The sequence below is a fragment of the Pseudomonas sp. 25 R 14 genome, assembly GCF_900004755.1.
GTDB lineage: Bacteria > Pseudomonadota > Gammaproteobacteria > Pseudomonadales > Pseudomonadaceae > Aquipseudomonas > Aquipseudomonas brenneri.
Genome location: NZ_CVTS01000040.1, coordinates 215,105 through 241,787, shown reverse-complemented (window position 1 = coordinate 241,787; position 26,683 = coordinate 215,105). Strand labels below are relative to the sequence as shown.

The window sequence follows — 26,683 nt, the reverse complement described above, 5'->3', positions numbered from 1 at the left end:
GCTATGCCCGCCAATCGGCACCTTTCGCACCATCACGAAATTTCATACAGCCGTTTCAGACCGCTCCTCCCAATTGTCGCACCCTCCATCGACACGCCTATTCTTTATAAATCAATGAGTTGCCAAACCACCGAAATATCTGGTAGCCACACCCATCCTCCAAACTAATTCGTTGAAGAATGTTACCGGCGAGCAGCTAGTGCATAGATTACTGAGGTTTTCTGGCATAATCGCGCCCCCTTACGACCGGGTCATAAAACCTTCATGATCGATTTATTCAGCGGACTAGATGCTTGGGTTCTTGTGAGCCTGCTGCTCGCCCTCGCCTTTGTCCTCGCCTTCGAGTTCATCAATGGCTTTCATGACACCGCTAACGCGGTGGCCACAGTCATCTATACCAAAGCGATGCCGCCGCACCTGGCCGTATTCTTTTCCGGGGTGTTCAACTTCCTTGGCGTGTTGCTCGGCGGGGTAGGCGTTGCCTATGCCATCGTGCATCTGCTGCCGGTGGAGTTGCTGATCAATGTGAATACCGGCCATGGTCTGGCCATGGTGTTTTCATTATTAGCCGCCGCCATCACCTGGAACCTTGGCACCTGGTATTTCGGGATCCCGGCATCCAGCTCCCACACCCTGATCGGTTCGATCCTCGGTGTCGGCCTGGCCAATGCCTTGATCAACGACATTCCACTGGCGGACGGGGTCAACTGGCAGAAGGCGATCGATATCGGCGCCTCGCTGGTGTTCTCGCCCATGGCCGGCTTCCTGGTCGCAGCCCTGGTGTTGATTGGCCTTAAATGGTGGCGCCCACTGTCCAAGATGCACAAGACGCCGGACCAGCGCCGCAAGCTCGACGACAAGAAACACCCGCCATTCTGGAACCGCCTGGTACTGGTGATTTCCGCGATGGCCGTGAGTTTCGTGCATGGCTCCAACGACGGTCAGAAAGGTATCGGCCTGATCATGCTGGTGCTGATTGGTATCGTGCCCGCACAGTTCGTACTCGATCTGGGCAGCACTACCTACCAGATCGAGCGTACCCGCGACGCCACCCTGCACCTCAACCAGTTCTACCAGCGCAACCACGAAACCCTCGGTGAATTCCTCGCCCTGGGCAAAAGTGTCAAAGACGACCTGCCTGGCAAGTTCCGTTGCAACCCGCAACAGACCGAGCCGACCATCAACGCCCTTCTCGGCACATTGAAGGGTGTCTCCGACTACCGTTCACTGACTTCCGACCAGCGTATTGAAGTACGTCGCTACCTGCTGTGCCTGGACGACACCGCGAAGAAAGTCGGCAAGCTGCCCGGCCTTGAAGCCCGCGAGAAGTCAGACCTGGAAAAACTGCGCAAAGACCTGACCGCCACCACCGAGTACGCTCCATTCTGGGTGATCCTCGCCGTGGCCCTGGCCCTTGGCCTGGGCACCATGGTGGGTTGGAAACGTGTGGTACTGACCATCGGTGAGAAGATCGGCAAACAGGGCATGACCTATGCCCAGGGCATGTCGGCGCAAATCACCACGGCCACCATGATTGGCTTTGCCAACATCTTCGCCCTGCCGGTATCCACCACCCACGTTCTGTCTTCGGGTGTGGCGGGGACCATGGTTGCCAACAAAAGCGGCCTGCAAGGCGGTACGGTGAAAACCATCCTGATGGCTTGGGTACTGACCCTGCCTGCGACGGTGAGCCTGTCGGCCGGCTTGTTCTGGCTGGCCTCCAAGGCGCTGGGCAGCTAACAGCCCGCGCAATTGAAAAAGGCGTGACCTGCGAGGGTCGCGCCTTTTTTATGCGCCGATTTATCGACCCCCCTTGTAGAAGCCGGCTTGCCGGCGAAAAACTGGAAAGCAACGCGGGCCACCGGACACACCGCGTTATCGTTGACGATTTTCGCCGGCAAGCCGGCTCCTACAGGAATGGCTTCAAAATCCGGGCAAAAAAAAGGGCGACCGAAGTCGCCCAAAATGCCTTGCGTGCTCATGTAACCCGGAAAAACCTATGGTTTTTTACGCTTATTCGCGTCTTTCCAGATAAAAAAACCAAACCCTACAAAAAACAGCACCATGAGGCCGACAGTCAGCACCCCGGCGAAAACCACATTATCGAAAAACATGACCGGCCTCCTGCTCTTGCCCTGTTGCGATGGGGCTAAGTTAACCAAGAAGTCGGGAGGAGAAATTGACGGGGATCAATGTCGCCCGCAACGGGGCGTAAAGAAGGGGAATAACTGACCTGAATCAACAGATTCAGGTCAGTTCAGCGCTTTTTCGGTTTGTTTTTCGACTTTTTCTTCGCTTTGCCCAAGGGCATGGCCTGCTCGAACGCCTGGCGCACTTCATTAAGGCGCTTGTCATTGAGGTCATGGACCCGTTTGGCCCGTTCAGCATTCAGGTCGATCAGCTTGTCATCACTCATGGCATGGCTTACGTGGTGGCTGGAATGGCTCAATAATGCGGCCTGGCCCGCCCAAGGGTCAAACCTCGACGTCCACCCACAACCCCTGGCGGGGCGCGTCCTCGATCAGCGGCGCCACAGGCACCGTGTTATCGGCGTTGAGCTCATCACCGGGAATGGCCAAGTGCTGCTCGGGATCTTCATCGGCCTCACGCCGGCGTTTCTGCTGTTCCTGTTGGCGCCGTTGTTCTTCGCGCAGCATTAAGGTCGATTGTTCGGCGTCACGGTGCTTGAGGTCGATGGTGCTTTCGTTGGAGCTCGGTTGCGCGGGGACCACCGGTGGAATATCGGGTTTTGGGCGCACGGGGTCGAGTTGCGACGTGACCGGCACAACACTCAAGGGCAAGATCGGTGGCAGCATAATTATGGGTCTCCTGTCAGCAGGCTGTCGGCTGCTGCACCAACGACTTGAGGCTGGGGCCGCCAACTTGTGACCCAGTCGTCAGTCAGCCGTGCCCTGCCACCCGTCGAATCGTCCGCTTTCATCCCTGCAAGCGGAGTAGTTTTTGTCAGAGTCCTTTGGCTGGGGGCCTTGTTCCGTTAGAATAGTCGGCTTTTTCACGGCGGGAGTCAGGCAGCATGGCGCAGCAGTATCAACCGGGGCAACGCTGGATTAGTGACAGCGAAGCAGAGCTGGGGTTAGGCACCGTTCTGGCACAGGACGGGCGCTTGTTGACCGTGCTCTATCCGGCCACTGGCGACACCCGCCAGTACGCGCTACGGAATGCGCCCCTCACTCGCGTGAGGTTCTCGCCGGGTGACACCATCACCCATTTCGAAGGCTGGAAAATGACCGTGCGCGAAGTCGACGATGTCGACGGCCTGCTGGTCTACCACGGCCTCAATGGGCAGAACGAGCAGGTCACCCTGCCGGAAACCCAACTGTCGAATTTCATCCAGTTCCGCCTCGCCAGCGACCGTCTGTTCGCCGGGCAGATCGACCCGCTGGCCTGGTTCTCCCTGCGCTACCACACCCTGGAACACACCAGCCGCCAATTGCAGTCCTCGCTCTGGGGCCTGGGTGGTGTGCGTGCGCAGCCAATTGCGCACCAATTGCACATCGCCCGTGAAGTGGCTGACCGTATCGCACCACGGGTTCTGCTGGCCGACGAAGTAGGCCTGGGCAAGACCATCGAAGCCGGCCTGGTGATCCATCGCCAGTTGCTGTCCGGGCGCGCCAATCGCGTGTTGATCCTGGTCCCGGAAAACCTGCAGCACCAATGGCTGGTGGAGATGCGCCGGCGCTTCAACCTGCAGGTTGCGCTGTTCGACGAAGAACGTTTTATCGAAAGCGATGCCAGCAACCCGTTCGAAGACACCCAGCTTGCGCTGGTGGCCCTGGAATGGCTGGTGGACGACGAGAAAGCCCAGGATGCGCTGTTCGCCGCCGGCTGGGACTTGATGGTGGTCGACGAAGCGCACCACCTGGTCTGGCACGAAGAAAAAGCCAGCGCGCAATACCAGTTGGTTGAGCAATTGGCCGAGACCATTCCCGGCGTGCTGCTGCTGACCGCAACCCCGGAGCAACTGGGCCAGGACAGCCACTTTGCGCGCCTGCGCCTGCTGGACCCGAACCGTTTCCACGACGTCAAAGCCTTCCGCGCCGAGAGCGAAAACTATCGCCCGGTAGCCGAAGCCGTGCAGGAACTGATGGACAAGGGCCGCCTCTCGCCAGCCGCGCACAAGACCATCCTGGGGTTCCTCGGCGACGAAGGCGAAGCTCTGCTGGCCGCCGTCAACGATGGCGACACCGAAGCCAGCGCGCGCCTGGTGCGTGAACTGCTGGACCGCCACGGCACCGGCCGCGTGCTGTTCCGTAACACCCGCGCCGCGGTGCAAGGCTTCCCCGAGCGCAAGCTGCACGCCTACCCGCTGCCGTGCCCGGACGAGTACCTGGAGCTGCCGCTGGGCGAGCACGCCGAGTTGTACCCGGAAGTCAGCTTCCAGTCGCAGCCGGACATCGAAGAAGAAAACCGCTGGTGGCGCTTCGACCCGCGCGTAGAGTGGCTGATCGACCAGTTGAAAATGCTCAAGCGCACCAAGGTCCTGGTGATCTGTGCCCACGCGGAAACCGCCATGGACCTGGAAGACGCCCTGCGCGTGCGTTCCGGCATTCCGGCCACGGTGTTCCACGAGGGCATGAACATCCTTGAGCGAGACCGCGCCGCCGCCTACTTCGCCGATGAAGAGTTTGGCGCCCAGGTGCTGATCTGTTCGGAAATCGGCAGTGAAGGCCGCAACTTCCAGTTCGCCCACCACCTGGTGCTGTTCGATCTGCCGTCGCACCCGGACTTGCTGGAACAGCGCATCGGCCGCCTGGACCGGATCGGCCAGAAGCATGTGATCGAGCTGCACGTGCCGTACCTGGAAACCAGCCCGCAAGAGCGGCTGTTCCAGTGGTACCACGAAGCGCTGAACGCCTTCCTTAATACCTGCCCGACCGGCAACGCCTTGCAGCATCAGTTCGGCCCGCGCCTGCTGCCGTTGCTGGAAAACGCCGACGATGGCGAATGGCAAGGCCTGATCGACCAAGCCCGCGCCGAGCGCGAGCGCCTGGAAGCCGAGCTGCACACCGGCCGCGACCGCTTGCTGGAACTCAACTCCGGCGGCGCTGGCGAAGGTGATGCGCTGGTCGAGGACATCCTGGAGCAAGACGATCAGTTCACCCTGCCGATCTACATGGAAACCCTGTTCGATGCATTCGGCATCGACAGCGAAGACCATTCGGAAAACGCGCTGATCCTCAAGCCCAGCGAAAAAATGCTCGATGCCAGCTTCCCCCTCGGCGACGACGAAGGCGTGACCATCACTTACGACCGCAACCAGGCGCTGTCTCGCGAAGACATGCAGTTCATCACCTGGGAGCACCCGATGGTCCAGGGCGGCATGGACCTGGTGCTGTCCGGCTCCATGGGCAACACCGCCGTGGCCCTGATCAAGAACAAGGCGCTCAAGCCGGGCACGGTATTGCTCGAACTGCTCTACGTCAGTGAAGTCGTGGCGCCGCGCTCGCTGCAACTGGGCCGCTACCTGCCACCGGCAGCCTTGCGCTGCCTGCTGGATGCCAACGGCAATGACTTGTCGGGCCGAGTGTCGTTCACCACCCTGAACGATCAGTTGGAAAGCGTGCCACGGGCCAGCGCCAACAAATTCGTGCAGGCCCAGCGTGACCAACTGACGCCACGGATCAACGCCGGCGAAGAGAAAATCGCCCCGCGCCACGCCGAGCGTGTGGCCGAGGCACAACGTCGCCTCGCGGCAGACACCGACGAAGAGCTGGCACGCCTGACCGCCCTGCAAGCGGTCAACCCGACCGTACGCGACAGCGAACTGGTTGCCCTGCGCCAACAACGCGAGCAAGGCCTGGCCATGCTCGACAAGGCGGCGCTGCGGTTGGAAGCGATTCGGGTGTTGGTCGCGGGTTGATCCGCGCACTGCTCTGTTGAACAAGAAGGCCCGCGCAATGCGGGCCTTTTTTATTCATGTTGGATGTGTGCTGTGAGTCAGGGCCTCATCGCGAGCAAGCCCATGCAGTCACCTCAGCCTCAAGCAGTCACCGCAGGGCCCGACACCTCCACCACCCCCAAGCCATCCTTCATCCGCTTGGCATCGCGCACAAAACACCGCGAAGCCTGGAACAGAAACAGCATGGTCAGGAACAGCGCCACCGGAATCAGGTACATGGCGTCATGCAAACCCACGGCCTTGAACGCTTCGGTCATTTGTTCGGCACCCGCCGCGTACATCGCCGCATGGGCAAAGTGATCGGACAACGCCCCCACCACCACTGGCCCCATACCGCCACCCAGCAGATACAGGCCGGCAAAGAACAGCGCCATGGCCGTAGCCCGCAGGCGGGGCTCCACCACGTCCTGAATCGCCGTGTACACACAGGTATAGAAGTTATAGGCAAACAGCCAGCCCACACTGAACACCGCGACAAACACGCCAATCTCGATACGCCCCGCGTGCAGGGCCCAGGCGGTGCAGACCGTGGAAATAATCAGGCTGAACGCGGCAAACAGCAGCCGGCCGTTGGGGATACGTTGGTGAATCTTGTCGGCCACCAGCCCGCCCAGGGTCAGGCCAAACAAGCCGGTCACACCAACAATCACCCCGGTTGCCACCGCAGCTTCTTGCAGCGGCATCAGGAAGTAGCGTTGCAGCATCGGCACCAGGAACGAGTTGCAGGCATAGGTGGCAAAGTTGAAGCACAACCCGGCAAGCACCAGCCACAGGAAAGTCGGCACCGCCAGCACACGCCGGATCGGCCGGTCGACTTTCTCCTGGGAGACTTGCACGGTCTCGGCGGCGCCGCGCTTGGGCTCCTTGATGTAGAACATGAACACCGCGAGGATCAGCCCCGGGATGGCCGCGATAAAGAACGGTGCACGCCAACTGTCGAACGCCTGGACCATCGCGCCGATGGTAAAGAACGCCAGCAACAGGCCCAAGGGCAGGCCCAGCATGAAAATCCCCATGGCTCGGGCGCGGCGGTGTGCCGGGAACAGGTCGCCGATCAGCGAGTTGGCGGCGGGTGCATAACTGGCTTCGCCAATGCCGATGCCCATGCGCACCAGCAGGAAAGTCCAGAAACTGCCAACCATGCCGTTGACCGCCGTCAGCGCACTCCAGCTCGCCAGGCCCCAGCCCATCAGTTTGCTGCGCGAGCCGGTATCGGCCAGGCGCCCCAGGGGCAAGCCGGCAATGGCATAGACGATGGTGAACGCGGTACCGATGATGCCGAGCTGGAAGTCACTGAGGTGCCATTCCATGCGGATCGGTTCGATGATGATCGCCGGGATGGTGCGATCAAAGAAGTTGAACAGGTTGGCCAGGAACAGCAGGAACAGAATGCGCCAGGCATTCGCCGCTTGGGTCGAGTTCTGCATGGGTCCGTCTCTTTATTGTTATAGAGGCTCGATGCCGACGCATCCTGCCCGGAACCTGCAATCTAGTCAGGCGCGACCCAGTTGTCTGTAATGATTCGTAAAGCTGATAGGACGTAATTCCATCTGCAACAACAGCGTTTCGCGCCGACAAAAAAATAAGCACTGGCCCCCCTTCCCAAGCGCCTTGGCAGGAATAGAATAGCGAGCCTTCCGCAGTTCCCCCCCTTACCTCTTATTGATGACGTGCCATGTCCGATGCCAGTCCGTGTCTGAGTTGCGGTGCCTGTTGTTCATACTTTCGCGTGTCTTTCTTTTGGGGCGAATGCGCTTCATCAGGCGGCACCGTGCCCGATGACCTTGTAGTACAGATCAACCCCAGTCGGGTGGCGATGATCGGCACCGACCAAAAACCCGCCCGTTGCTGCAGCCTGGAAGGTGAAGTGGGCAGCGGCACACGCTGTTCAATCTACGAGCAACGGTCAAGCGTGTGCCGAGACTTCGAGTCGTCGTGGAGCCAGGGGGAAGTGAACGTCGATTGCGACGCCGCACGCGCCGCGTTTGGCCTGGCGCCACTGGAGCAGCCGCCTTACGAGTTTGAGCTGCCCATCAGCGCTTAGCACCATTGGCTATGATTGGCATGCCAAAATCGAAGCAATCAAAATGCCATTACTGCTTGCGATTCCGTTGAGCCTTCTATACTCGATTCCATAGGTCATCGCCGCGCGCAGTGACACGAGATGACTCTGTAACGGGACATGCTATGGAATGGCTGGGTCTGCATTTTTTTACCCCCCTTCCCGAGAGCGGGCAGCTAATACTCAATTGCACCCATAACCCTTTCCTGGTGCTACTGGCCTACTTGGTCGCCTGCGCTGCGGGCTTCGGTACCCTGGACATGGCCGAGCGTGTCGGCCACGTTGGCAACCTGACAGCACAACGCCGCTGGCGCTGGATCGGCGCCGGTTGCCTGGCTGGCGGAATCTGGTCGACTCACTTCATCAGCATGCTGGCGTTCCAGGCGCCCATCGCCATCCATTACGAACTGTTCATGACCTTTGCGTCATTGCTGATCGCAATGATCGCGTCGTTGTTTGCCATGCAAACCCTCAGTCATGCCCAGCTGCGCTTTAATCGGTACCTGGTGGCGTCCATCTGGATGGGCCTGGGCATCGCCCTCATGCATTACGTAGGCATGTCCGCCATGCGTTCCGAGGCGCAGGTGTATTTTTCAACAGGGCTGTTTGTGTTATCGGTGGCGATCGCCATCGGGGCTAGCCTCGCGGCCTTGCTGCTGTCCAGCTACCTGCGCAATGGCAGCGGCATGTTCCACCAACTGCTCAAGTACGGAGCCAGCCTGGTACTCGGCGCCGGCATTATCAGCATGCACTTCACCGGCATGGCCGCTATGCAATTGCTGGTGCCCAACGGCGCCATGCCCTCATTGCCAATCGACGACAACCCAACACAACTGGGCCTGTCGGTGGCCGTCATCACGTTGCTGGTGATCGGCAGCAGCATCAGCGCGGCCCTCGCCGACAAGAAGTTGCAACACAAGGAGCGGGACCTGCGTCGGGTCAATGCCTTGCTGACCGAGCTGGACCAGGCACGTGCGTCCCTGCAGCAAGTCGCTCATTACGATGCCTTGACCAGCCTGCTCAATCGTCGGGGCTTCAACCAGATCTTCGCCGAAAAACTCGTGGAGAAAAACCAGACCGGGGGCATGCTCGCGGTCATCTTCCTCGACATCGATCACTTCAAACGGATCAACGACAGCCTGGGCCACGACGCCGGCGATGAGCTACTCAAAGTCCTGGCCGGCCATATCAAGAGTTCGGTACGTAGCCACAATGATGTCGTGGCCCGGTTCGGCGGCGATGAGTTCTGCATCCTGATCAACATCCATCATCGCGACGAAGCGCGGCACATGGCCCAGCGCATCATGCAGAAAATGAAAGAGCCAATCGAACTGGCCGGCCGACGCATGGTGATGACCACCAGCATCGGCATCAGCGTGTTTCCCGAGGACGGAACCACCTGCGAGGAACTGCTGAAAACCGCCGACCTGGCGCTCTATCAATCCAAGGATGGCGGGCGCAACAGCCTGAACTTCTTCAGTTCCAACCTGAAAACCCGAGCCTTTCTAGAACTGCAGCTGGAAGAGGAACTGCGCAATGCACTGCGCAACCAAAAGGAACTGGTCCTGCACTACCAGCCGATTCTGGACCTGCGCAAAGGCAAGGTCACACGACTCGAAGCGCTGGTGCGCTGGCAACACCCGCAACATGGGCTGCTGGCCCCCGAGCGGTTTATCGGCATTGCCGAAAACAACGGCCTGATTGCCGAACTGGACAACTGGGTGCTACGCCAAGCCTGTGCCGACCTGGGCTGGTTGACAGACCAGGGTCATCCGGACCTGATCATGGCCGTCAACTGCTCGGCCTTGAACCTGTCCCGCGACGAACTGGCCGATGAAATCGAATACGCCTTGCGCAGCAGTGGCATCGCCGCCAGCCGCCTCGAACTGGAAGTGACCGAAAACGCCTTGATGGGCAACATCAGCAGCACCCTGATCCTGCTGCGACAAATCCGCGCGCTGGGTGTTGCGCTGTCCATCGACGACTTCGGCACCGGCTACTCTTCCCTCTCCTACCTCAAGCGCCTGCCCCTCAACACGCTGAAGATCGACCGCTCGTTTATCCAGGATATTCCAAAATCCACCACCGATATGGAGATTGTCCAGGCGATCATCGGCATGGCCCACACCCTGCACCTGCAAGTCATCACCGAGGGGGTAGAAACCCCGCAACAACTGGAGCTGTTGATCAAACATGGCTGCGATTACGTGCAGGGGTACCTGCTCAGTGCCGCGGTGCCGGCCAGTGAAATCAGCGCGGTGATCATGGCGCTTGACCAGCACCACCCGCTGACACCGTTAAGCCTGGCGGGCGGCAAAGACACATCGGCGGTTGTACGTCCCATCCGTTGAAGTGCAGATGACTTGGCAAATCGCCATCATTTTGATTAAAGAACGCCGACGAACGGCCGATTCATGAGAGTCCAGCGTCGCTTTTCCCTAGAAACAATAAGGTTAAGACCGCTCGCTGAGGCCTAAACGCACTGTAAAAGTCGCGAACTCTCACTCGGTGATGGCTCTTTGATGCTTTCCAGCCATCCGTCCAGGCACATGGCGCACAATGACTTCTAAAAATAATCCTGTTACTGCGGTATCCGACGTGTTGCTCACAGCTCCTGCGGAAAAGCCCTCAGGCCCAAAGTCATTGAACGGTCAACGTGCGCTGGCCACCCAGCAATACCTGTACTTCACCGAAACCAATACTGATCGCATCCTCGATAACCTCGACGGCCTGCGCGACATGGTGTTCCCGCGCCCGCTCCACCTTGAGGGTGACAGCGAGTTGCGCAGCGAGCAGGAATTTCCCTCGGTGTGCCTGATCGGCCTCGGGCGCTGCGGCTCCAACATTGCCCTGGATGTCGCGGAGCTGGTGTACAACGCCCGCAAGTTCTACTTGAACGAGTTCAGCACCGAAGAAAAGTCCTACGCTGAAAAGGGCTACAGCCCGGCCCAGTGGATCCGCAACAACTTGCGCCTGGGGGCCAACAAGGCCAGTAAACCGGTGTTCCTGGTAGAACCCTTGGTGATGCTCGGCGACCTCGACAAAGACATCGCCGGGCGGATCCGCTTTTCGCGCAAGGGTGAGAAAAGCGGCTTTTTACGCGACTACAGCAAGATGAAAATCATGGACCTGTCGGAAGTCCATGCCGGTGGCGCCGGTAACGCACCGATCCTCGGCCAGTACCTGGCCAAGATCATCCTCAATAAAGACACCCAGCGGTTTTCCAGCCCCGACTGGAAGATGATCCATTCGTACCTGATCGACTCCTGCGGCATCAAAGCCAACCAGTCGCGCCTGTACTTCTCGATTTTCAGCGCCGGTGGCGGTACCGGCTCGGGCATGGCCTCGGAGTTTGGCCTGGCCCAGCAACACTCGTACATGAACAAGACCTTCGACACCAAGCCCGCCGACGAGCACGACAGCAAGAGCGGCCACGCCTTTGTGTTCGAGCCGATCTTCACCAGCGGCATTTGCGTGCTGCCGAATATCTCCGACCACCGCAGTGAAATGTCCGAGGCGCTGCACATCAACGCCGGACGGTTGCTGTGCAAGTACCTGTCGGAGGAATGGGACTTTTCGTACAACTTCGACAATGAAGACAGCAGCGAAGCCAGCGTCAAAGGGCGTATTCGCCCATGGAACGCCATGATGCTGATCTCCAACGACATCATGCGTTACGCCGAAGAAAGTGATGATGGCAACATCCAGAACATTGACGTCAATGCCATGGAAAAACACGCCAACCAGTACATCTCACAGCAGATCTTCAACATTCTGACGGCCCAGGCGGTCACCACCGACTACGACCAGAACTATTTCCGCCGCGCCGGCATCGACATCGGCGAAACCATTCGCCTGGACGCCAACGACCTGTTCATGAGCCTGGCCGGGCCGGTGGCGATTGCCTATGCCGAATCCGTGGTCCCGGAAACCCCGCCGCCGTCGAATGACAAGTTCAAGGTGTTCGAAAAAGAACCGCAGCGCTTGAACATCGACGACCTGTTCTTCCGCTCCATCGACCTGCCCCACTTCAACAAGGTCACCCAGGCCATCGAAGGCATCAGCCTGCTGCCGATCGAGTCCAAGCGCTATCGGGCGTCGCTGGAGCAGTACAAGAATTCCGGCTACGACGCAGCGGCCCTGCATGACCTGCACTTCTTCAAGAACTGCTCGTCGGTGGTGTCCATCGTCTCCCTGCCCAAGGACTACAAGCTGTCCTATATGGACCTGAACCGGCTCAAGACTCACCTCAACAGCCTGTTCCCCAACACCACCCTCAAGCGTTACGCATTGGTAATCGGTGCTTCAGCCAACCTGTCGCTGACCACGCTGATCGCCAAGAGCCCGTGCCTGTCGGATGACTTCCTGACGTTGATCGTGGCCTTTATCAAACGCTGCTTTGCCCGCAACCCGTACCGTTTCGACGAGACCCTGGACAACTCGATCCTGGACTTCATCATCCACGAAGACTTCGACGAGGACCGTATCGACGAGTTGCTCAACGAATTCGAAAACCCGGCAAAGATCCTCGATACCAACTGGTACGCGATCAAGCCGATGTATGAGAAGAAGTACCGCGAGCTGATCAATGACAAAGAGAAGTTTGTCTCGATCAACGACATCCGTCTGTCGCGCGATTGCGTGAAGAAGGCGATCAAGTACTTGCGTGAGATCTACCGTCACAGGATTGGCAAGACTAAGGTGATCTCGTTGAATAACCATACCGGGAAGACCGCCTAGACCGAGGCGCGCCCTTCGCGAGCAAGCCCGCTCCCACAGCTGACCGAGTTCCACCCTTGGAATGCGGCCGAATGTGGGAGCGGGCTTGCTCGCGAAAGCGGTCTTACAGGCAACAAACCTCTACAAGTTCGCCACACCAAGAAACAATTCCCCAGGCACTTCGCGGCCCGCAAAACTGTTCCCATGACGTTTACGTCACCCTCGCCTGTGACCTTTCTTCACGGCCAGTTGCCATCATGGTGAAAGCGGTTACTCCGCTACACACTTCTAACCGGGAAAAACACGCATCATTTCGGTGCGCACATTTAATTCGATGCCCTTTCCTGGATCAGAATCCACGGTGAAACCACCACTGCCCACAGGCTCGGATCACGCTCCAGCAAGTCCAATGCCCGCGTCGCAGACACTTCGCCAAGACTCCCCGAGGCCAGCCAGGCGGCCACTTTGTCACGTTTGTCTTCGGCCATGCCCTCGGCGGCCTCGATCAAATCCAGGCCAGCCTCGACCCACAATAGGGCACCCTTGGCGAAGAACGGCTCAAGCTCCTTCCAGGAAATTTCCGCGGTTTCGCCGAGCAGCTTGGCATAGAGGGTGCTAGGTTCTTGCGTCATGGGAACTCACCTGAGGAAAAAATCGGCGCAATGATACCGTCGAGACTTCCCCAGAAAAACCCAGTAGCAATTGAGGCACCGATTGAAAGTGTCAGGAATGCCAAGGATTGCCCGAAACTCTGGCATAAGCCCGCCGCAATTCTGTCTTTTTCTTTCATTTAAGCGACACACCCGGCGTTTGCCCCCAGCTGCCAGCTTTTCAAGCGATCAACCGGCGCTCTACACTGTACCGGTACAGTTGCCAGGCCGCCGCCGGGGGGATATCCGAGATATCTGATCCGGTTCTGCAGCTCACAAGGCCGCTAGAACTATAAAAAATACAACAGTAAGAGTGGAGCACTATGAATAAGGCTACTAAGCAGATTTCCAAACTGTTTGCCGCTATGGTCCTGGCTGGGGTTGCCGGCCATTCGTTCGCAGCTGACACCATCAAGATCGGTATTGCCGGCCCCAAGACCGGCCCTGTGACCCAGTACGGCGACATGCAGTTCATGGGCGCCAAGCAAGCCATCAAGGACATCAACGCCAAAGGCGGTGTCAACGGCAAGATGCTCGAAGCCAAGGAATACGACGACGCTTGCGATCCTAAACAAGCCGTTGCCGTAGCCAACAAAGTGGTCAACGACGGCGTCAAGTTCGTGGTCGGCCACCTCTGCTCCAGCTCCACTCAACCCGCTACCGACATCTACGAAGACGAAGGTGTGATCATGATCACGCCTGCCGCCACCAGCCCGGATATCACCGCCCGTGGCTACAAGCTGATCTTCCGTACCATCGGCCTGGACAGCGCCCAGGGCCCTGCGGCCGGCAACTACATCGCCGACCACGTCAAGCCGAAGGTCGTCGCAGTACTGCACGACAAGCAACAATACGGTGAAGGCATCGCGTCTGCCGTGAAGAAGACCCTGGAAGAAAAAGGCGTGAAAGTCGCCGTCTTCGAAGGCCTGAACGCCGGCGACAAGGACTTCTCCTCGATTATCCAGAAGCTCAAGCAAGCCAACGTCGACTTCGTCTACTACGGCGGCTACCACCCAGAACTGGGCCTGATCCTGCGCCAGTCCCAGGAAAAAGGCCTGAAAGCCAAGTTCATGGGCCCGGAAGGCGTCGGCAACGACTCCATCTCGCAAATCGCCCAGAAAGCCTCCGAAGGCCTGCTGGTCACCCTGCCGAAATCCTTCGACGCCGACCCTGCCAACAAGGCAATTGTCGACGCACTCAAGGCTGACGGCAAAGACCCAAGCGGCCCGTTCGTGTTCCCAGCCTACTCGGCAGTTGAAATCATCGCTGGCGGCATCACTGCCGCGAAAAGCGAAGACACCACCAAAGTGGCCGAGGCCATCCACGCAGGCACCTTCAAGACCCCGACCGGCGACCTGAGCTTCGATGCCAAGGGCGACCTGAAGGACTTCAAGTTCGTGGTCTACGAATGGCACTTCGGTCAACCAAAAACCGAAGTTTCCCCTCAGTAAGCCAGGCGTTACTGGACAACAAGCCCACTGTGCAAGCAGTGGGTTTTGTTTTACGAGGTTTATGGGCCACGCACCCGCGATCCGGGCGCTGGTTCACCTGAAAATCTTAAAACCGTCACCAGCGGTTCGCTGGCAAATGCTTGGTGCAAATGTGCTCACAGAACACAGCACCGGGCTGGAAGATGACTCCACCAGTGAAATGCGTATCGGGTTTTTAGGAGCGCTGTAATGCCTGAGATCTATCATTTTTTCCAACAGCTGGTTAATGGCCTGACCATTGGCAGCACCTATGCCTTGATAGCCATTGGCTACACAATGGTTTACGGCATCATTGGAATGATTAACTTCGCCCACGGCGAGGTGTACATGATTGGTTCCTACGTGGCCTTCATTGCCATTGCCGGGCTGGCCATGATGGGTATCCACTCCCTGCCGCTGTTGATGACTGCCGCGTTCCTTGCGTCAATCGTCGTAACCAGTGCCTACGGCTACAGTATCGAACGCGTTGCGTACCGCCCCTTGCGTGGCAGCAACCGCCTGATCCCGTTGATTTCTGCCATCGGCATGTCGATTTTCCTGCAGAACACCGTATTGCTGTCCCAGGACTCCAAGGACAAGTCCATTCCCAACCTGATCCCGGGGAGCATTTCCTTCGGCCCAGGTGGCGCACAAGAAGTGCTGATTTCCTACATGCAGATCCTGGTCTTCGTCGTCACCCTGGTGGCGATGCTGGGCCTGACCCTGTTCATCTCCCGCTCCCGTCTGGGGCGCGCCTGCCGGGCCTGTGCCGAAGACATCAAGATGGCCAACCTGCTGGGCATCAACACCAATAACATCATCGCCCTGACCTTCGTCATCGGTGCCGCACTGGCCGCTGTCGCCGCCGTGTTGCTGAGCATGCAGTATGGCGTGATCAACCCCAACGCCGGTTTCCTGGTGGGCCTCAAGGCCTTCACTGCGGCGGTCCTGGGCGGCATCGGCAGTATTCCGGGCGCCATGCTCGGTGGGCTGGTGCTGGGTGTGGCCGAAGCCTTTGGGGCCGATATCTTCGGCGACCAGTACAAGGACGTGGTGGCCTTCGGTCTATTGGTTCTGGTGCTGTTATTCCGGCCGACCGGCATCCTGGGCCGTCCGGAGGTTGAGAAAGTATGAGCAGATATCTTAAATCGGCGTTTTTCAGCGCCTTGCTGGTATGGGCCGTGGCCTTTCCGGTACTCGGGCTCAAGTTGAGCATTGTCGGGATCAACCTTGAAGTACACGGCACCGGGCCAGTAACCCTGACCATCATTGCCCTGTGCTCGGTGCTGATGTTCCTGCGGGTGCTGTTCACCCAGCAGGTCGGGGCGCTGCTCAAGTCCAATCGTGGCCCGCTGGTATCGCCCAAGGTCAGCCAGTTCCTGACCCTGCCGCGCACCCAGCGCTACATCATCATCGGCCTGATCGTGGCCGCGTTGATCTGGCCATTCTTCGGCTCCCGAGGTGCGGTGGATATCGCCACCCTGATCCTGATCTACGTGCTGCTGGGCCTGGGCCTGAACATCGTGGTGGGCCTGGCCGGCCTGCTCGACCTGGGGTATGTGGGCTTCTACGCGGTGGGTGCCTACACCTACGCGCTGCTCTCGCATTACCTGGGCTGGAGCTTCTGGATCTGCCTGCCACTGGCGGGCATGGCGGCGGCGACGTTCGGTTTCCTGCTGGGCTTCCCGGTGTTGCGCCTGCGTGGTGACTACCTGGCCATCGTGACCCTGGGTTTTGGTGAGATCATCCGTCTGTTCCTGCGTAACCTCACCGACATCACTGGCGGCCCCAACGGCATCAGCAGCATTCCCAAGCCGACGTTCTTCGGCTTGTCGTTTGACCGCTCCGCTGCAGAAGGCATGCAGACCTTCCACGAGTACTTCGGGATTGCCTACAACCCGGTGAGCAAGGTGGTGTTCCTGTATCTGGTCGCCCTGTTGCTGGCCCTGGCCGCGCTGTTCGTGATCAACCGCCTGCTGCGCATGCCGATCGGGCGTGCCTGGGAAGCATTGCGTGAAGACGAAATCGCCTGCCGTGCGCTGGGCCTGAACCCGACCGTCATCAAGCTCTCGGCCTTCACCCTGGGCGCCGCGTTCGCAGGTTTTGCCGGTAGCTTCTTCGCCGCGCGCCAAGGCCTGGTGACGCCGGAGTCGTTCACCTTCATCGAGTCGGCAATCATCCTCGCCATCGTGGTATTGGGTGGCATGGGCTCGCAGTTGGGCGTGATTCTTGCGGCCATCGTGATGATCCTGCTGCCGGAACTGATGCGTGAGTTCAGCGAGTACCGCATGTTGATGTTCGGCGCCATGATGGTGCTGATGATGATCTGGCGCCCTCAAGGCTTGCTGCCCATGCAACGTCCCCATATGGAGCTGCGCAAATGAGCCGCGAGATCCTGAAAGTCGAAAACCTGAGCATGCGCTTCGGCGGCCTGCTGGCGGTCAATGGCGTGGCCCTGACCGTGAAAGAGAAGCAGGTTGTAGCGCTGATCGGCCCCAACGGCGCCGGCAAGACCACGGTGTTCAACTGCCTGACCGGCTTCTACAAGCCGGCCGGTGGCAGCATCCTGCTGGACGGCCAGCCGATCCAGGGCCTGGCCGGTCACGAGATCGCTCGCAAGGGCGTGGTGCGGACCTTCCAGAACGTGCGGTTGTTCAAGGACATGACAGCAGTGGAAAACCTGCTGATCGCCCAGCACCGCCACCTGAACACCAACTTCTTCGCGGGCCTGTTCAAGACCCCGGCGTTCCGCAAGAGCGAGCGCGAGGCCATGGAGTACGCCGCGTACTGGCTGGACAAGGTCAACCTCACCGAGTTTGCCAACCGGCCGGCCGGCACCCTGGCCTATGGTCAGCAACGTCGCCTGGAAATCGCCCGCTGCATGATGACCCGCCCGCGGATCCTCATGCTCGACGAACCGGCGGCAGGCCTCAACCCCAAGGAAACCGAAGACCTCAAGGCGTTGATCGGTGTGCTGCGTGAAGAAAACAACGCCACCGTGCTGCTGATCGAGCACGACATGAAACTGGTCATGAGTATTTCCGACCATATCGTCGTGATCAACCAGGGTACGCCGTTGGCCAACGGGACGCCGGAGCAGATCCGCGACAACCCGCAAGTGATCAAAGCCTATTTGGGGGAAGCGTAAATGCTGCAATTCGAAAACGTTTCCACTTTCTACGGCAAGATCCAGGCCCTGCACGACGTCAACGTGGAAGTGCGCCAGGGCGAAATCGTCACCCTGATCGGCGCCAACGGTGCCGGCAAATCCACCTTGCTGATGACCTTGTGCGGTTCGCCCCAGGCTCACAGCGGCAGCATCCGCTACATGGGTGAGGAACTGGTGGGCCAGCATTCAGCGGCGATCATGCGCAAAAGCATTGCTGTGGTTCCGGAAGGCCGTCGGGTGTTTGCCCGCCTGACCGTGGAAGAGAACCTGGCCATGGGTGGGTTCTTTACCGACAAGGGCGACTACCAGGAGCAGATGGACAAGGTGCTGCACCTGTTCCCTCGGCTCAAGGAGCGTTTCAGCCAGCGCGGCGGCACCATGTCCGGTGGCGAACAGCAAATGCTCGCCATCGGCCGTGCGCTGATGAGCAAGCCCAAGCTGCTGCTGTTGGACGAACCTTCCCTGGGCCTGGCCCCGATCATCATCCAGCAGATCTTCGATATCATCGAACAACTGCGCAAGGACGGTGTGACGGTGTTTTTGGTGGAGCAAAACGCCAACCAGGCATTGAAGATTGCAGACCGTGCCTATGTGCTGGAAAACGGCCGGGTGGTGATGCAGGGCAGCGGCGAACAACTGCTGACCGATCCGAAAGTGCGCGAGGCTTACCTGGGCGGCTAAAAACGGTTGCTGGATAAACCGGGTCTAACTGTGGGTGGGCTTGTGTGGGAGCGGGCTTGCCCGCGATGGTGGTGGGTCAGTCAAATATTTATTAACTGACCCACCGCCATCGCGAGCAAGCCCGCTCCCACATTTGCTTTGTGTGGTCCGATAAATTTGCGTTGTTTTCAAGTTTTCTTCGATCCCCTTGTAACAATCCCCTCCCCCCTTTCTCTAGTGGGGTAAGCAAGCACAAACGCTTCCTTACCTACCTCACTGCTGGAGAAACACCATGACCACCCGTTCTCTGTCCGCCGCCACCCTCGTCCTGGCCCTGGGTTCTGCCTTGAGCCTGAGCACCTTGACCACTGTTGCCCATGCTGACGACGCGAAGATGGAAAAATGCTTTGGCGTCGCCCTCAAAGGCAAGAACGACTGCGCCGCAGGCGCCGGCACCACCTGTGCGGGCACCTCGAAAACCGACTACCAGGCCAACGCCTGGAATCTGGTCCCTGAAGGCACCTGCGTGAAGATGGAAAGCAAAACCTCGCCGACCGGTTTTGGCCAATTGGAAGCCTTCAAGGCCAAGTCCTGAGCCCCCCGCCTGAGTACTGACGATGACGCTTTCATCCCTACCCAATGTCGCCCAGGCTCAGGCGCCCGGCCTTCCACGCCGGGCTGGGCTGGGACTCAAGAGCGAGCACTTGGCAGAAGTGCTCGCGACCCTGCCCGATATTGGTTTTTTTGAAGTCCACGCCGAAAACTACATGGTGGCCGGCGGGCCTTTTCATCACTACCTGGGATTGATCCGCGAACAGTACCCACTGTCGCTGCACGGCGTTGGCCTGTCCATCGGCGGCGAAGGCCCGCTGAACCAGGACCACCTTGCACGCCTGGCGGTACTGATAGAACGCTATCAGCCCCAATCCTTTTCCGAACACCTGGCCTGGTCCAGCCACGGCCCGGTGTTTCTCAACGATCTGCTGCCCCTGGCCTATGACGACGCTGCCCTCAAGCGGGTGTGCGAGCACATTGACCAGGTACAAACCACCCTCAAGCGGCGAATGCTGCTGGAGAACCCGTCGACCTACCTGCAGTTCCAACGCTCCACCCTGGATGAAACCGACTTCATCAGCGAAGTCATCCGGCGCACCGGCTGCGGTTTGCTGCTGGACGTGAACAATGTGTACGTGTCCTGCATCAATCATCAGCAGGATCCATTGGCTTACCTTGACGCCTTGCCATTGCACGCGGTGGGTGAAATTCATCTGGCAGGCTTTGCCGAAGACTCCGACAGCCTCGGTGACCGCCTGCTGATTGATGATCACGGTGCGCCCATCGACAACGCCGTATGGCACCTGTATCAGCAGGCACTGCAACGGGTCGGGCCGGTGGCCACGCTGATTGAGCGTGACAACGATGTACCGGCATTACACGTATTACAGGCGGAGGTCCAGCAAGCTGACCGGCACCTGCTGGCCGTGGCGGTGCACTCATGAATCTGCAGGAGGATTTTGCCAAGGCTCTCCTGGCGCCAGACCAGCCCTGCCCCGATGGCCTGTTCAGCAACAATGGCGCCGATCCCGCCAGTCGTTTTGCGGTGTACCGCAACAACGTCCACAGTTCGTTGATCAACGCCCTGCTCGACAGCTACCCCGTGACCCGGCAACTGGTGGGCGATGGGTTTTTCCGGGCCATGGCCGGGCTGTACGTCCAGGCGTATCCGCCCACCAGCCCACTGCTCAACGAGTACGGCAGTGACTTGGCCGACTTTATCCAGGGGTTCGCCCCCGCCGCCACTGTACCGTACCTGGCCGACGTCGCCCGGCTGGAGCGCTTGCGGGTCAATGCGTATCACGCCGCCGACACCCCTGTCGCTGACCCACAGGCCGTCATCAATCAACTGCAACAACTGCCCAGCCTGGGCAGCGTAAGCCTGCAATTGCATCCATCCGTTGCCACCCTGCAATCGAACTATGCCGTGGTGGCGTTATGGGCCGCGCATCAAACCACCGATAGCGTCGCCAGCCTTGATCCATGGCATGGGCAAAGTGCGCTGGTCCTGCGCAACGGCCTGGAAGTCGAAGTGTTCTGCATCGACGCCGGTTGCGTGACGTTTATCAACAGCCTGAACAACGCCTGGCCTCTGGAAATGGCGGTGGCGTATGCCCTGGATGCGTCCAGTGAATTTGACCTGCACCAATGCCTGGGGCTGCTGATCAGCCACCGCGCCATCACCCATATCAAGGTACAACCATGAACACTACCGCCCCGAGTCTGATTGCACGCGTCATTCAAACCTTCGAGAAAATCCCCTACAGCCTGATTGCCCTTGTCGCACGCTTTTCCATTGCGGCGGTGTTCTGGAAGTCCGGCCAGACCAAAGTCCAGGGGTTTGCTGTCGATCTGGTAGACGGCACCTTCGAACTCGGCGTACCCCACCTGGCCAACTCCACCGTGCCGTTGTTTCAAAGTGAATACCGGATACCGTTTGTGCCTGCAGAAGTGGCCGCGTACCTGGCCACGTTCGCCGAGCATTTTTTCCCGATCCTGATTTTGCTGGGGCTTGCCACGCGTTTTTCAGCCCTGGCACTACTGGGCATGACGCTGGTGATTCAGCTGTTTGTCTACCCCGACGCGTACCCGACCCACGGCACCTGGATCGCTTTGCTACTGGTGTTGATGGCCAAGGGGCCAGGACGGGTATCGATTGATCACTGGATTGCCCGGCGCTGGCGCTAAAGCCGGTCCAGTGCCTCACCGTTGCGCTTGAACCAGCCCACCAGGTAATCGGCCAGCACCTGGGTACGACGTGGTAGCCCGCCCTGATACGGATGGACCAGGTACATCGGCATGCTGCGGGTCTGATAATCACGCAGGAGCCAACGAAGCCGGCCGTCAGCCAATTCCATCTGCAACAGATAGGATGGCAGCCGGGCGATACCGGCCCCCACCAGTGCGGCCTTTTTCAGCAGGTTGTAGTGGTTGGAGGCAAAGGTGCCATCCACCCGCACCCGCAACAACTCGTGCTGCTGGTGATACAACCACTCCTCACGCCCACTGTAGTGGCTGTTGAGCAAGCAACGGTGGCCAACCAGGTCGGCCGGCGTCAGCGGCTCACCGTATTGCTCCAGATAGGCCGGGCTGGCACAGGTCATTTCATGCCAGGCCAACAGTGGCTTGGCAACCAGGCGCTCATCGTTGGCCACCTCTGAGCGCACCGCCAGGTCAAAACCGTCCCGGGCCAGGTCGCGATAGCTGTTGTTGAGATCCAACTCGATCTGCACCTGCGGATACCGCCTGGAAAAATCCAGCAACAGGCCATCGAAAAAAGTCTCACCCAAGGACACCGGAACCGTCATACGCACAGGCCCGGCCAAATCGTCCTTGAGCCGCGCCAATGCCTGTCGGGCACGCTCGACCTGAATTACCAGTCCCTGCGCCTGGGGCAATAGCGCTGCACCTGCGGCCGTCAGGCTGAGTCGCCGGGTCGTGCGGTGCAACAACACCACCGAAAACTGCGCCTCCAACTGGCTGATACGCTTGGACAACTGGCCCTTGCTGCAGCCCAGTTGCTGGGCTGCCAAGGTAAAGCTGCCGGCTTCGATCAACACCGCAAACGCCGCCAGATCATCCATTTCGCTCATGGATTGTTTCCATTTGAAAACCAAAGGTTGCCTATTAGTGCGCTTATCCGCAGAAAAAACCACTCTAGACTCAAGGCTCATCTGAGTATCTGGAGGAACGACACCATGAAAATCCTGTTGATTGGCGCCAGCGGCACCATCGGTTCTGCGGTCAAGACCGAGCTGTCCCAACGCCATGAAGTGATCACTATTGGCCGCAAGAGTGGCGACTTTCAGGTCGATATCAGCGACAGCGCGTCGATCCGCCAACTGTTTGCGCAAACCGGCAAGTTCGATGCACTGGTGTGCGCCGCCGGCAGCGTCAACTTCGTGCCCCTGGGCGAAATGGACGCCAGCCACTTCGACCTCGGCCTGCAAGACAAGCTGATGGGCCAGGTCAACCTGCTGCTGATAGGCCGCGAGTTCGCCAACGACGGTGCGTCGTTCACTTTCACCAGCGGCATCCTCAATCGCGATCCGATCCGCACCGGCGCCTCTGCCGCGCTGGTCAATGGCGCCATAGACGCCTTCGTGAAGGCTGCAGCGATAGAGTTGCCACGGGGTCTGCGCATCAACTCGGTCAGCCCGAACGTGCTGGTTGAAGCCATGGGTAGCTATGCCCCTTATTTCAGGGGTTTTAAGCCGGTTCCTGCGGCGGATGTGGCATTGTCCTACGCAAAAAGCGTTGAAGGTTTACAGACAGGGCAGACTTACATCGTTGGATGAATTCAACCTGTATTCCAGGCTTGTGATGCAGCGCCAGCCTGCGTAACGTGGCGGCACTTATCAGGAGACCCGATAATGCTTGCCGCCCGTATCCTTGCTCTGTTTGCCCTGCTGCCCCTGTTCGCCGCCTGCCAGGTGTTTGAAAACGATCCGGAGACGTCCTCCACTGCGGGCCTGACTCGCATGCAGGGCGAGTTGACGGCCATCGGCGACAAGTTGCTGTTCCAGCCCTGCCATGATCAGCGCAACTACGTGGTCAGCGATACCGGCGGCACCAGCATCCTCCAGGAAGCAGCGTCCCTGGCCGGCCAGCAAGGGGCGTTGTTTGCCGACTTGCGCGGCAAGTTCTCCGGGGTCGCCAGCGGTACCCAGGGCCAGGTTGACCTGCAACAGTTGTACCGCGTCGAACGCTCGACCTCAGCCTGTGACGACCCGGACTTCAAGCGCATGATCCTGCGCGCCAACGGGCATAAGCCAGCCTGGGCACTGAATGTGACCAACAAGGGCATGGTCCTGCAACGCGAAGGCCAGCCACCGTTGCCGGTGCCTTATGTGGAAGAGCAACTGGGTGATGGCCGCTTCAACCTCACCACCGAAGCCAACGGCCAGCAAATTGAATTGTGGGTCGCGCCCCAGCGCTGCATCGACAGCGTCAGCGGCAGCCTGCAACACATGAGCGCCGAACTTCGGATCAACGGTCAGGTACAGCGTGGCTGCGCGGCATTTGGTGGCTCACGGGACGACTGATTCGACCCTGCGCTGTTTTAGCATGACGGGAAAGCGCCGTTGGGGCTTATAATCGCCGGTTTGCAAAACCGCCGGCCCTACCAAACGCCGCATATCGGATCCTGTCATGCTACGAATCACCGAACTCAAGCTGCCCATCGACCATCCCGAAGAAGACCTGCGGCCTGCCATCGTGCAGCGCCTGGGCATCGCCAGTGATGATCTGCTCGATTTCACCCTGTTCAAACGCAGCTACGACGCGCGCAAGAAATCGTCGGAGCTGTGCTTCATCTACACCGTCGACCTTGAGGTCAAGGGTGAAGCCGCCCTGCTGCTCAAGTTCGCCGACGACCGCAATATCAATGCCGCGCCCGATGTCAGCTACAAGGTCGTGGGCCAGGCGCCGGCAGGCCTGAGCGAGCGGCCCATCGTTGTCGGTTTCGGCCCTTGCGGGATCTTTGCCGGGTTGTTGCTGGCGCAGATGGGTTTCAAGCCGATCATCCTCGAACGCGGCCGCGAAGTGCGCCAGCGCACCAAGGACACCTGGGGCCTGTGGCGCAAAAGCGTACTCAATCCCGAGTCCAACGTGCAGTTCGGCGAGGGTGGCGCCGGGACCTTTTCCGACGGCAAGCTCTACAGCCAGATCAAGGACCCGAAATTCCACGGGCGCAAGGTCCTGCATGAGTTCGTCAAGGCCGGCGCGCCGGATGAGATCCTCTATGTCAGCAAACCGCACATCGGCACCTTCCGCCTGACCGGCGTGGTGGAAAACATGCGCCAGCAGATCATCGCCCTGGGCGGTGAGGTGCGTTTCGAACAGCGGGTCACCGACGTGCTGATCGAAGATGGCCAGTTGAATGGCGTGGTGGTCGATAGTGGCGAGCAGATCCTCTCCAAGCACGTGATCCTTGCCCTCGGCCACAGCGCCCGCGACACCTTCCGCATGCTCCACGGTCGTGGCGTGTACATGGAAGCCAAGCCGTTTTCGGTGGGTTTTCGCATCGAACACCCACAATCGCTGATCGACGCCGCACGCCTGGGCAAGTATGCCGGGCACCCGAAACTGGGCGCGGCCGACTACAAGTTGGTGCACCACGCCAAGAACGGCCGTTCGGTGTACAGCTTTTGCATGTGCCCGGGCGGTACGGTGGTGGCAGCCACCTCCGAGCCGAATCGGGTCGTGACCAATGGCATGAGCCAGTACTCGCGTAACGAACGCAATGCCAACTCCGGGATCGTGGTCGGCATCACCCCGGAAGTGGACTATCCGGGCGGCCCGCTGGCCGGGATCGAGTTGCAGGAGCGCCTGGAATCCCACGCGTTCATCCTTGGCGGCAGCAACTACGAAGCGCCGGCGCAACTGGTCGGTGATTTCATCGCCGGCAAGCCGTCCACCACCATTGGCACTGTAGAACCGTCCTACAAGCCAGGTGTAGCCCTCGGTGATTTGGCCCTGGCCTTGCCAGACTTTGCCATCGAGGCCATCCGCGAAGCGCTGCCGGCCTTTGAGAAGCAGATCAAGGGCTACTCGCTGCATGACGCAGTACTGACCGGGATCGAGACTCGCACCTCGTCGCCGCTGCGGATCACCCGTGACGCGTCGATGCAGAGTTTGAATGTCAAAGGCCTGTTCCCGGCAGGCGAAGGCGCCGGTTATGCCGGTGGGATCCTGTCGGCAGGCGTTGACGGGATTCGGATTGCCGAAGCCGTGGCGCGCAACATCCTCGGAATCGAGGCCTGACAGTTCACTCGTAAACGACCCCTCTCTATTGTGGGAGCCGGGCTTGCCCGGCTCCCACAATGGTTTCCATACACAGGTTTTAGATATTGGCGCGCAGGACGCTGTCCGGCAATGGCTCGCCCCGCTCGACAGTGGCAGCCACCGCGTCAATCAACTCTTCCAGTTCATACCCCTGCCCGACCAGCCACGCATCGTCGTAATAGGTCGTGGCATAACGCTCGCCCCCATCACACAGAATCGCCACGATAGACCCCGACTCCCCCGCCGCCTGCATCTGCTGCGCGGCAATCAATGCGCCAATCAGGTTGGTGCCGCTGGACCCCCCGACCCGCCGTCCCAAGCGTTGCGCCAGATAATGCATGGCCGCCAGCGACAAGGCATCTGGCACCTTGACCATCGCATCGATCACCTTGGGCAAGAACGATGCCTCTACTCGTGGCCGGCCGATGCCCTCGATCCGCGAACCGCAGTCCAGGCGCAAGCTGGCATCACCGCTCTGGTAGTACTCAAAAAACACCGAACGCTCGGCGTCGGCGCACAACACCCGGGTGCAATGCTGGCGATAACGCACATAACGCCCCAGGGTTGCGGTGGTACCGCCGGTACCCGGGCTGGAAATCAGCCAGCTCGGCTCGGGATGCCGTTCGAAGCGCAACTGCTGGAAGATCGATTCGGCAATATTGTTGTTCGCCCGCCAGTCGGTGGCCCGTTCGGCGTAGGTGAACTGGTCCATGAAGTGCCCGCCACTTTCCTGCGCCAGGCGTTCGGATTCGGCGTAGATCTGCGTGGGATCCTGCACCAGGTGGCTCTTGCCGCCGTAAAAGGCGATCTGCGCAATCTTTTCCTGGGAGGTGGTGGCCGGCATCACCGCAATGAACGGCAGGCCCAACAAGCGCGCGAAGTACGCCTCGGAGATCGCCGTCGAACCGCTGGAAGCTTCGATCACTGGCGCGCCCGGTTTGAGCCAGCCATTGCACAGGGCATACAGGAACAAGGAACGGGCCAGCCGGTGCTTCAGGCTCCCGGTGGGATGGCTGGACTCATCCTTGAAATACAACTCGATTCCCGGCAAGCCCGGCAACGGTAGTGGGATCAGGTGGGTGTCGGCGCTGCGCTGGAAGTCCGCTTCAATAATGCGGATGGCCTCTCGGGCCCACGGACGGTGGTCGTTCATGCTCAGGTTCCATTAAGTTTTCAGGCTTGATCTTAGGGTGT

At 59.6% G+C, this 26,683-nt stretch carries 26 protein-coding genes; 17 read left to right on the top strand and 9 right to left on the bottom strand.

What is annotated here, in order from left to right:
• Positions 1-264 precede the first annotated feature (264 nt).
• A complete protein-coding gene (locus BFQ03_RS14100; RefSeq protein WP_032858061.1) occupies positions 265-1,740 on the top strand; it encodes an inorganic phosphate transporter in 1,476 nt (491 codons plus the stop codon).
• Here the strand turns inward: BFQ03_RS14100 and BFQ03_RS31085 are convergent.
• The 4 genes from BFQ03_RS31085 to BFQ03_RS14095 form a co-directional block, all read right to left on the bottom strand.
• Positions 1,737-1,982: a hypothetical protein gene (locus BFQ03_RS31085; protein WP_139115692.1), complete on the bottom strand. Its 246-nt coding sequence runs from the start codon at positions 1,980-1,982 to the stop codon at positions 1,737-1,739. The genes BFQ03_RS14100 and BFQ03_RS31085 overlap by 4 nt on opposite strands.
• A 15-nt stretch (positions 1,983-1,997) precedes the next feature.
• Positions 1,998-2,114, bottom strand: coding sequence for a cytochrome c oxidase subunit CcoM (ccoM, locus tag BFQ03_RS31080; protein ID WP_029297086.1), 117 nt, complete (start codon positions 2,112-2,114; stop codon positions 1,998-2,000).
• Positions 2,115-2,257: 143 nt separating this feature from the next.
• Positions 2,258-2,416: a hypothetical protein gene (locus BFQ03_RS30250; protein ID WP_175403900.1), complete on the bottom strand. Its 159-nt coding sequence runs from the start codon at positions 2,414-2,416 to the stop codon at positions 2,258-2,260.
• A 58-nt stretch (positions 2,417-2,474) separates the two neighbouring features.
• Positions 2,475-2,816 (bottom strand): hypothetical protein, encoded by a 342-nt coding sequence (locus tag BFQ03_RS14095; RefSeq protein ID WP_029297088.1) that lies wholly within the window; start codon positions 2,814-2,816, stop codon positions 2,475-2,477.
• Positions 2,817-3,034: 218 nt separating this feature from the next.
• Here BFQ03_RS14095 and rapA point away from each other — a divergent pair, with 218 nt between their 5' ends.
• Positions 3,035-5,881, top strand: coding sequence for an RNA polymerase-associated protein RapA (gene rapA / locus BFQ03_RS14090; protein WP_032858064.1), 2,847 nt, complete (start codon positions 3,035-3,037; stop codon positions 5,879-5,881).
• A 119-nt stretch (positions 5,882-6,000) separates the two neighbouring features.
• Here rapA and BFQ03_RS14085 read toward each other — a convergent pair whose 3' ends face one another.
• Positions 6,001-7,347 carry a spinster family MFS transporter gene (locus BFQ03_RS14085; protein ID WP_065943365.1) on the bottom strand — a complete coding sequence of 449 codons (1,347 nt, stop codon included), beginning with the start codon at positions 7,345-7,347 and terminating at the stop codon, positions 6,001-6,003.
• A 248-nt stretch (positions 7,348-7,595) separates the two neighbouring features.
• Between BFQ03_RS14085 and BFQ03_RS14080 the strand changes: the two genes are divergently transcribed.
• The 3 genes from BFQ03_RS14080 (at position 7,596) to BFQ03_RS14070 (ending at position 12,722) form a co-directional block, all read left to right on the top strand.
• Positions 7,596-7,964, top strand: a complete 369-nt coding sequence (locus BFQ03_RS14080; RefSeq protein WP_032858069.1) for a YkgJ family cysteine cluster protein — start codon at positions 7,596-7,598, stop codon at positions 7,962-7,964.
• A 143-nt stretch (positions 7,965-8,107) separates the two neighbouring features.
• Positions 8,108-10,333: a putative bifunctional diguanylate cyclase/phosphodiesterase gene (locus BFQ03_RS14075; RefSeq protein ID WP_065943364.1), complete on the top strand. Its 2,226-nt coding sequence runs from the start codon at positions 8,108-8,110 to the stop codon at positions 10,331-10,333.
• A 208-nt stretch (positions 10,334-10,541) separates the two neighbouring features.
• Positions 10,542-12,722 carry a hypothetical protein gene (locus tag BFQ03_RS14070; protein ID WP_032858072.1) on the top strand — a complete coding sequence of 727 codons (2,181 nt, stop codon included), beginning with the start codon at positions 10,542-10,544 and terminating at the stop codon, positions 12,720-12,722.
• Positions 12,723-13,027: 305 nt separating this feature from the next.
• On the opposite strand, the gene BFQ03_RS14065 is transcribed toward BFQ03_RS14070, so the two are convergent.
• Positions 13,028-13,333 (bottom strand): DUF2288 domain-containing protein, encoded by a 306-nt coding sequence (locus BFQ03_RS14065; protein ID WP_032858075.1) that lies wholly within the window; start codon positions 13,331-13,333, stop codon positions 13,028-13,030.
• On the bottom strand, positions 13,330-13,491 hold the full coding sequence (locus BFQ03_RS30245; protein ID WP_167360813.1) for a hypothetical protein: 162 nt from the start codon (positions 13,489-13,491) through the stop codon (positions 13,330-13,332). The genes BFQ03_RS14065 and BFQ03_RS30245 overlap by 4 nt, the downstream gene beginning before the upstream one ends.
• A 183-nt stretch (positions 13,492-13,674) precedes the next feature.
• On the opposite strand from BFQ03_RS30245, the gene BFQ03_RS14060 reads away from it, so the two are divergent.
• The 9 genes from BFQ03_RS14060 (at position 13,675) to BFQ03_RS14020 (ending at position 21,391) form a co-directional block, all read left to right on the top strand.
• Complete coding sequence (locus tag BFQ03_RS14060) at positions 13,675-14,802, top strand: branched-chain amino acid ABC transporter substrate-binding protein (RefSeq protein WP_032858077.1); 1,128 nt, start codon at positions 13,675-13,677, stop codon at positions 14,800-14,802.
• A gap of 228 nt (positions 14,803-15,030) precedes the next feature.
• Positions 15,031-15,954, top strand: coding sequence for a high-affinity branched-chain amino acid ABC transporter permease LivH (gene livH / locus BFQ03_RS14055; protein ID WP_032858079.1), 924 nt, complete (start codon positions 15,031-15,033; stop codon positions 15,952-15,954).
• Positions 15,951-17,204, top strand: a complete 1,254-nt coding sequence (locus BFQ03_RS14050) for a high-affinity branched-chain amino acid ABC transporter permease LivM (RefSeq protein ID WP_032858082.1) — start codon at positions 15,951-15,953, stop codon at positions 17,202-17,204. Before livH ends, BFQ03_RS14050 begins: the two co-directional genes overlap by 4 nt.
• On the top strand, positions 17,201-17,968 hold the full coding sequence (gene livG / locus BFQ03_RS14045) for a high-affinity branched-chain amino acid ABC transporter ATP-binding protein LivG (RefSeq protein ID WP_032858084.1): 768 nt from the start codon (positions 17,201-17,203) through the stop codon (positions 17,966-17,968). Before BFQ03_RS14050 ends, livG begins: the two co-directional genes overlap by 4 nt.
• Positions 17,969-18,670 (top strand): ABC transporter ATP-binding protein, encoded by a 702-nt coding sequence (locus BFQ03_RS14040; RefSeq protein ID WP_029297115.1) that lies wholly within the window; start codon positions 17,969-17,971, stop codon positions 18,668-18,670.
• A 271-nt stretch (positions 18,671-18,941) separates the two neighbouring features.
• Positions 18,942-19,244 (top strand): BufA1 family periplasmic bufferin-type metallophore, encoded by a 303-nt coding sequence (locus BFQ03_RS14035; RefSeq protein WP_032858087.1) that lies wholly within the window; start codon positions 18,942-18,944, stop codon positions 19,242-19,244.
• Positions 19,245-19,266: 22 nt separating this feature from the next.
• Entirely contained in the window at positions 19,267-20,148 is an 882-nt protein-coding gene (locus BFQ03_RS14030; RefSeq protein WP_065943363.1) for an MNIO family bufferin maturase, read from the top strand.
• Positions 20,145-20,909, top strand: coding sequence for an HvfC/BufC N-terminal domain-containing protein (locus BFQ03_RS14025; RefSeq protein ID WP_065943362.1), 765 nt, complete (start codon positions 20,145-20,147; stop codon positions 20,907-20,909). Before BFQ03_RS14030 ends, BFQ03_RS14025 begins: the two co-directional genes overlap by 4 nt.
• Positions 20,906-21,391: a DoxX family protein gene (locus BFQ03_RS14020; RefSeq protein WP_032858094.1), complete on the top strand. Its 486-nt coding sequence runs from the start codon at positions 20,906-20,908 to the stop codon at positions 21,389-21,391. Before BFQ03_RS14025 ends, BFQ03_RS14020 begins: the two co-directional genes overlap by 4 nt.
• On the opposite strand, the gene BFQ03_RS14015 is transcribed toward BFQ03_RS14020, so the two are convergent.
• Positions 21,388-22,296, bottom strand: coding sequence for a LysR family transcriptional regulator (locus BFQ03_RS14015; RefSeq protein WP_032858096.1), 909 nt, complete (start codon positions 22,294-22,296; stop codon positions 21,388-21,390). The two genes, BFQ03_RS14020 and BFQ03_RS14015, sit on opposite strands and share 4 nt — an antisense overlap.
• A gap of 105 nt (positions 22,297-22,401) precedes the next feature.
• On the opposite strand from BFQ03_RS14015, the gene BFQ03_RS14010 reads away from it, so the two are divergent.
• The 3 genes from BFQ03_RS14010 to BFQ03_RS14000 all read left to right on the top strand — a co-directional run bounded on the left by BFQ03_RS14010 (position 22,402) and on the right by BFQ03_RS14000 (position 25,468).
• Positions 22,402-23,001 (top strand): short chain dehydrogenase, encoded by a 600-nt coding sequence (locus BFQ03_RS14010; RefSeq protein ID WP_032858098.1) that lies wholly within the window; start codon positions 22,402-22,404, stop codon positions 22,999-23,001.
• A 75-nt stretch (positions 23,002-23,076) separates the two neighbouring features.
• A complete protein-coding gene (locus tag BFQ03_RS14005; protein ID WP_032858100.1) occupies positions 23,077-23,748 on the top strand; it encodes a COG3650 family protein in 672 nt (223 codons plus the stop codon).
• Between the two features lie 106 nt (positions 23,749-23,854).
• Positions 23,855-25,468: an NAD(P)/FAD-dependent oxidoreductase gene (locus BFQ03_RS14000; protein ID WP_065943361.1), complete on the top strand. Its 1,614-nt coding sequence runs from the start codon at positions 23,855-23,857 to the stop codon at positions 25,466-25,468.
• Positions 25,469-25,547: 79 nt separating this feature from the next.
• On the opposite strand, the gene BFQ03_RS13995 is transcribed toward BFQ03_RS14000, so the two are convergent.
• Positions 25,548-26,642 carry a PLP-dependent cysteine synthase family protein gene (locus tag BFQ03_RS13995; RefSeq protein WP_065943360.1) on the bottom strand — a complete coding sequence of 365 codons (1,095 nt, stop codon included), beginning with the start codon at positions 26,640-26,642 and terminating at the stop codon, positions 25,548-25,550.
• Positions 26,643-26,683 lie beyond the last annotated feature (41 nt).

Excerpts from the sequence above, each read along its gene's own strand:
- BFQ03_RS14060 (WP_032858077.1), top strand. The coding sequence starts at position 13,675 with ATGAATAAGGCTACTAAGCAGATTTCCAAACTGTTTGCCGCTATGGTC.
- BFQ03_RS14040 (WP_029297115.1), top strand. The coding sequence starts at position 17,969 with ATGCTGCAATTCGAAAACGTTTCCACTTTCTACGGCAAGATCCAGGCC.
- rapA (WP_032858064.1), top strand. The coding sequence starts at position 3,035 with ATGGCGCAGCAGTATCAACCGGGGCAACGCTGGATTAGTGACAGCGAA.
- BFQ03_RS14000 (WP_065943361.1), top strand. The coding sequence starts at position 23,855 with ATGCTACGAATCACCGAACTCAAGCTGCCCATCGACCATCCCGAAGAA.
- BFQ03_RS14085 (WP_065943365.1), bottom strand. The coding sequence starts at position 7,347 with ATGCAGAACTCGACCCAAGCGGCGAATGCCTGGCGCATTCTGTTCCTG.
- BFQ03_RS14075 (WP_065943364.1), top strand. The coding sequence starts at position 8,108 with ATGGAATGGCTGGGTCTGCATTTTTTTACCCCCCTTCCCGAGAGCGGG.
- BFQ03_RS14070 (WP_032858072.1), top strand. The coding sequence starts at position 10,542 with ATGACTTCTAAAAATAATCCTGTTACTGCGGTATCCGACGTGTTGCTC.
- BFQ03_RS14080 (WP_032858069.1), top strand. The coding sequence starts at position 7,596 with ATGTCCGATGCCAGTCCGTGTCTGAGTTGCGGTGCCTGTTGTTCATAC.
- BFQ03_RS13995 (WP_065943360.1), bottom strand. The coding sequence starts at position 26,642 with ATGAACGACCACCGTCCGTGGGCCCGAGAGGCCATCCGCATTATTGAA.
- BFQ03_RS14030 (WP_065943363.1), top strand. The coding sequence starts at position 19,267 with ATGACGCTTTCATCCCTACCCAATGTCGCCCAGGCTCAGGCGCCCGGC.
- BFQ03_RS14095 (WP_029297088.1), bottom strand. The coding sequence starts at position 2,816 with ATGCTGCCACCGATCTTGCCCTTGAGTGTTGTGCCGGTCACGTCGCAA.
- BFQ03_RS14015 (WP_032858096.1), bottom strand. The coding sequence starts at position 22,296 with ATGAGCGAAATGGATGATCTGGCGGCGTTTGCGGTGTTGATCGAAGCC.
- BFQ03_RS30245 (WP_167360813.1), bottom strand. The coding sequence starts at position 13,491 with ATGAAAGAAAAAGACAGAATTGCGGCGGGCTTATGCCAGAGTTTCGGG.
- BFQ03_RS30250 (WP_175403900.1), bottom strand. The coding sequence starts at position 2,416 with ATGAGTGATGACAAGCTGATCGACCTGAATGCTGAACGGGCCAAACGG.
- BFQ03_RS14010 (WP_032858098.1), top strand. The coding sequence starts at position 22,402 with ATGAAAATCCTGTTGATTGGCGCCAGCGGCACCATCGGTTCTGCGGTC.
- BFQ03_RS14035 (WP_032858087.1), top strand. The coding sequence starts at position 18,942 with ATGACCACCCGTTCTCTGTCCGCCGCCACCCTCGTCCTGGCCCTGGGT.
- livG (WP_032858084.1), top strand. The coding sequence starts at position 17,201 with ATGAGCCGCGAGATCCTGAAAGTCGAAAACCTGAGCATGCGCTTCGGC.
- BFQ03_RS14050 (WP_032858082.1), top strand. The coding sequence starts at position 15,951 with ATGAGCAGATATCTTAAATCGGCGTTTTTCAGCGCCTTGCTGGTATGG.
- ccoM (WP_029297086.1), bottom strand. The coding sequence starts at position 2,114 with ATGTTTTTCGATAATGTGGTTTTCGCCGGGGTGCTGACTGTCGGCCTC.
- BFQ03_RS14065 (WP_032858075.1), bottom strand. The coding sequence starts at position 13,333 with ATGACGCAAGAACCTAGCACCCTCTATGCCAAGCTGCTCGGCGAAACC.
- BFQ03_RS14020 (WP_032858094.1), top strand. The coding sequence starts at position 20,906 with ATGAACACTACCGCCCCGAGTCTGATTGCACGCGTCATTCAAACCTTC.
- BFQ03_RS14025 (WP_065943362.1), top strand. The coding sequence starts at position 20,145 with ATGAATCTGCAGGAGGATTTTGCCAAGGCTCTCCTGGCGCCAGACCAG.
- BFQ03_RS31085 (WP_139115692.1), bottom strand. The coding sequence starts at position 1,982 with ATGAGCACGCAAGGCATTTTGGGCGACTTCGGTCGCCCTTTTTTTTGC.
- livH (WP_032858079.1), top strand. The coding sequence starts at position 15,031 with ATGCCTGAGATCTATCATTTTTTCCAACAGCTGGTTAATGGCCTGACC.
- BFQ03_RS14100 (WP_032858061.1), top strand. The coding sequence starts at position 265 with ATGATCGATTTATTCAGCGGACTAGATGCTTGGGTTCTTGTGAGCCTG.
- BFQ03_RS14005 (WP_032858100.1), top strand. The coding sequence starts at position 23,077 with ATGCTTGCCGCCCGTATCCTTGCTCTGTTTGCCCTGCTGCCCCTGTTC.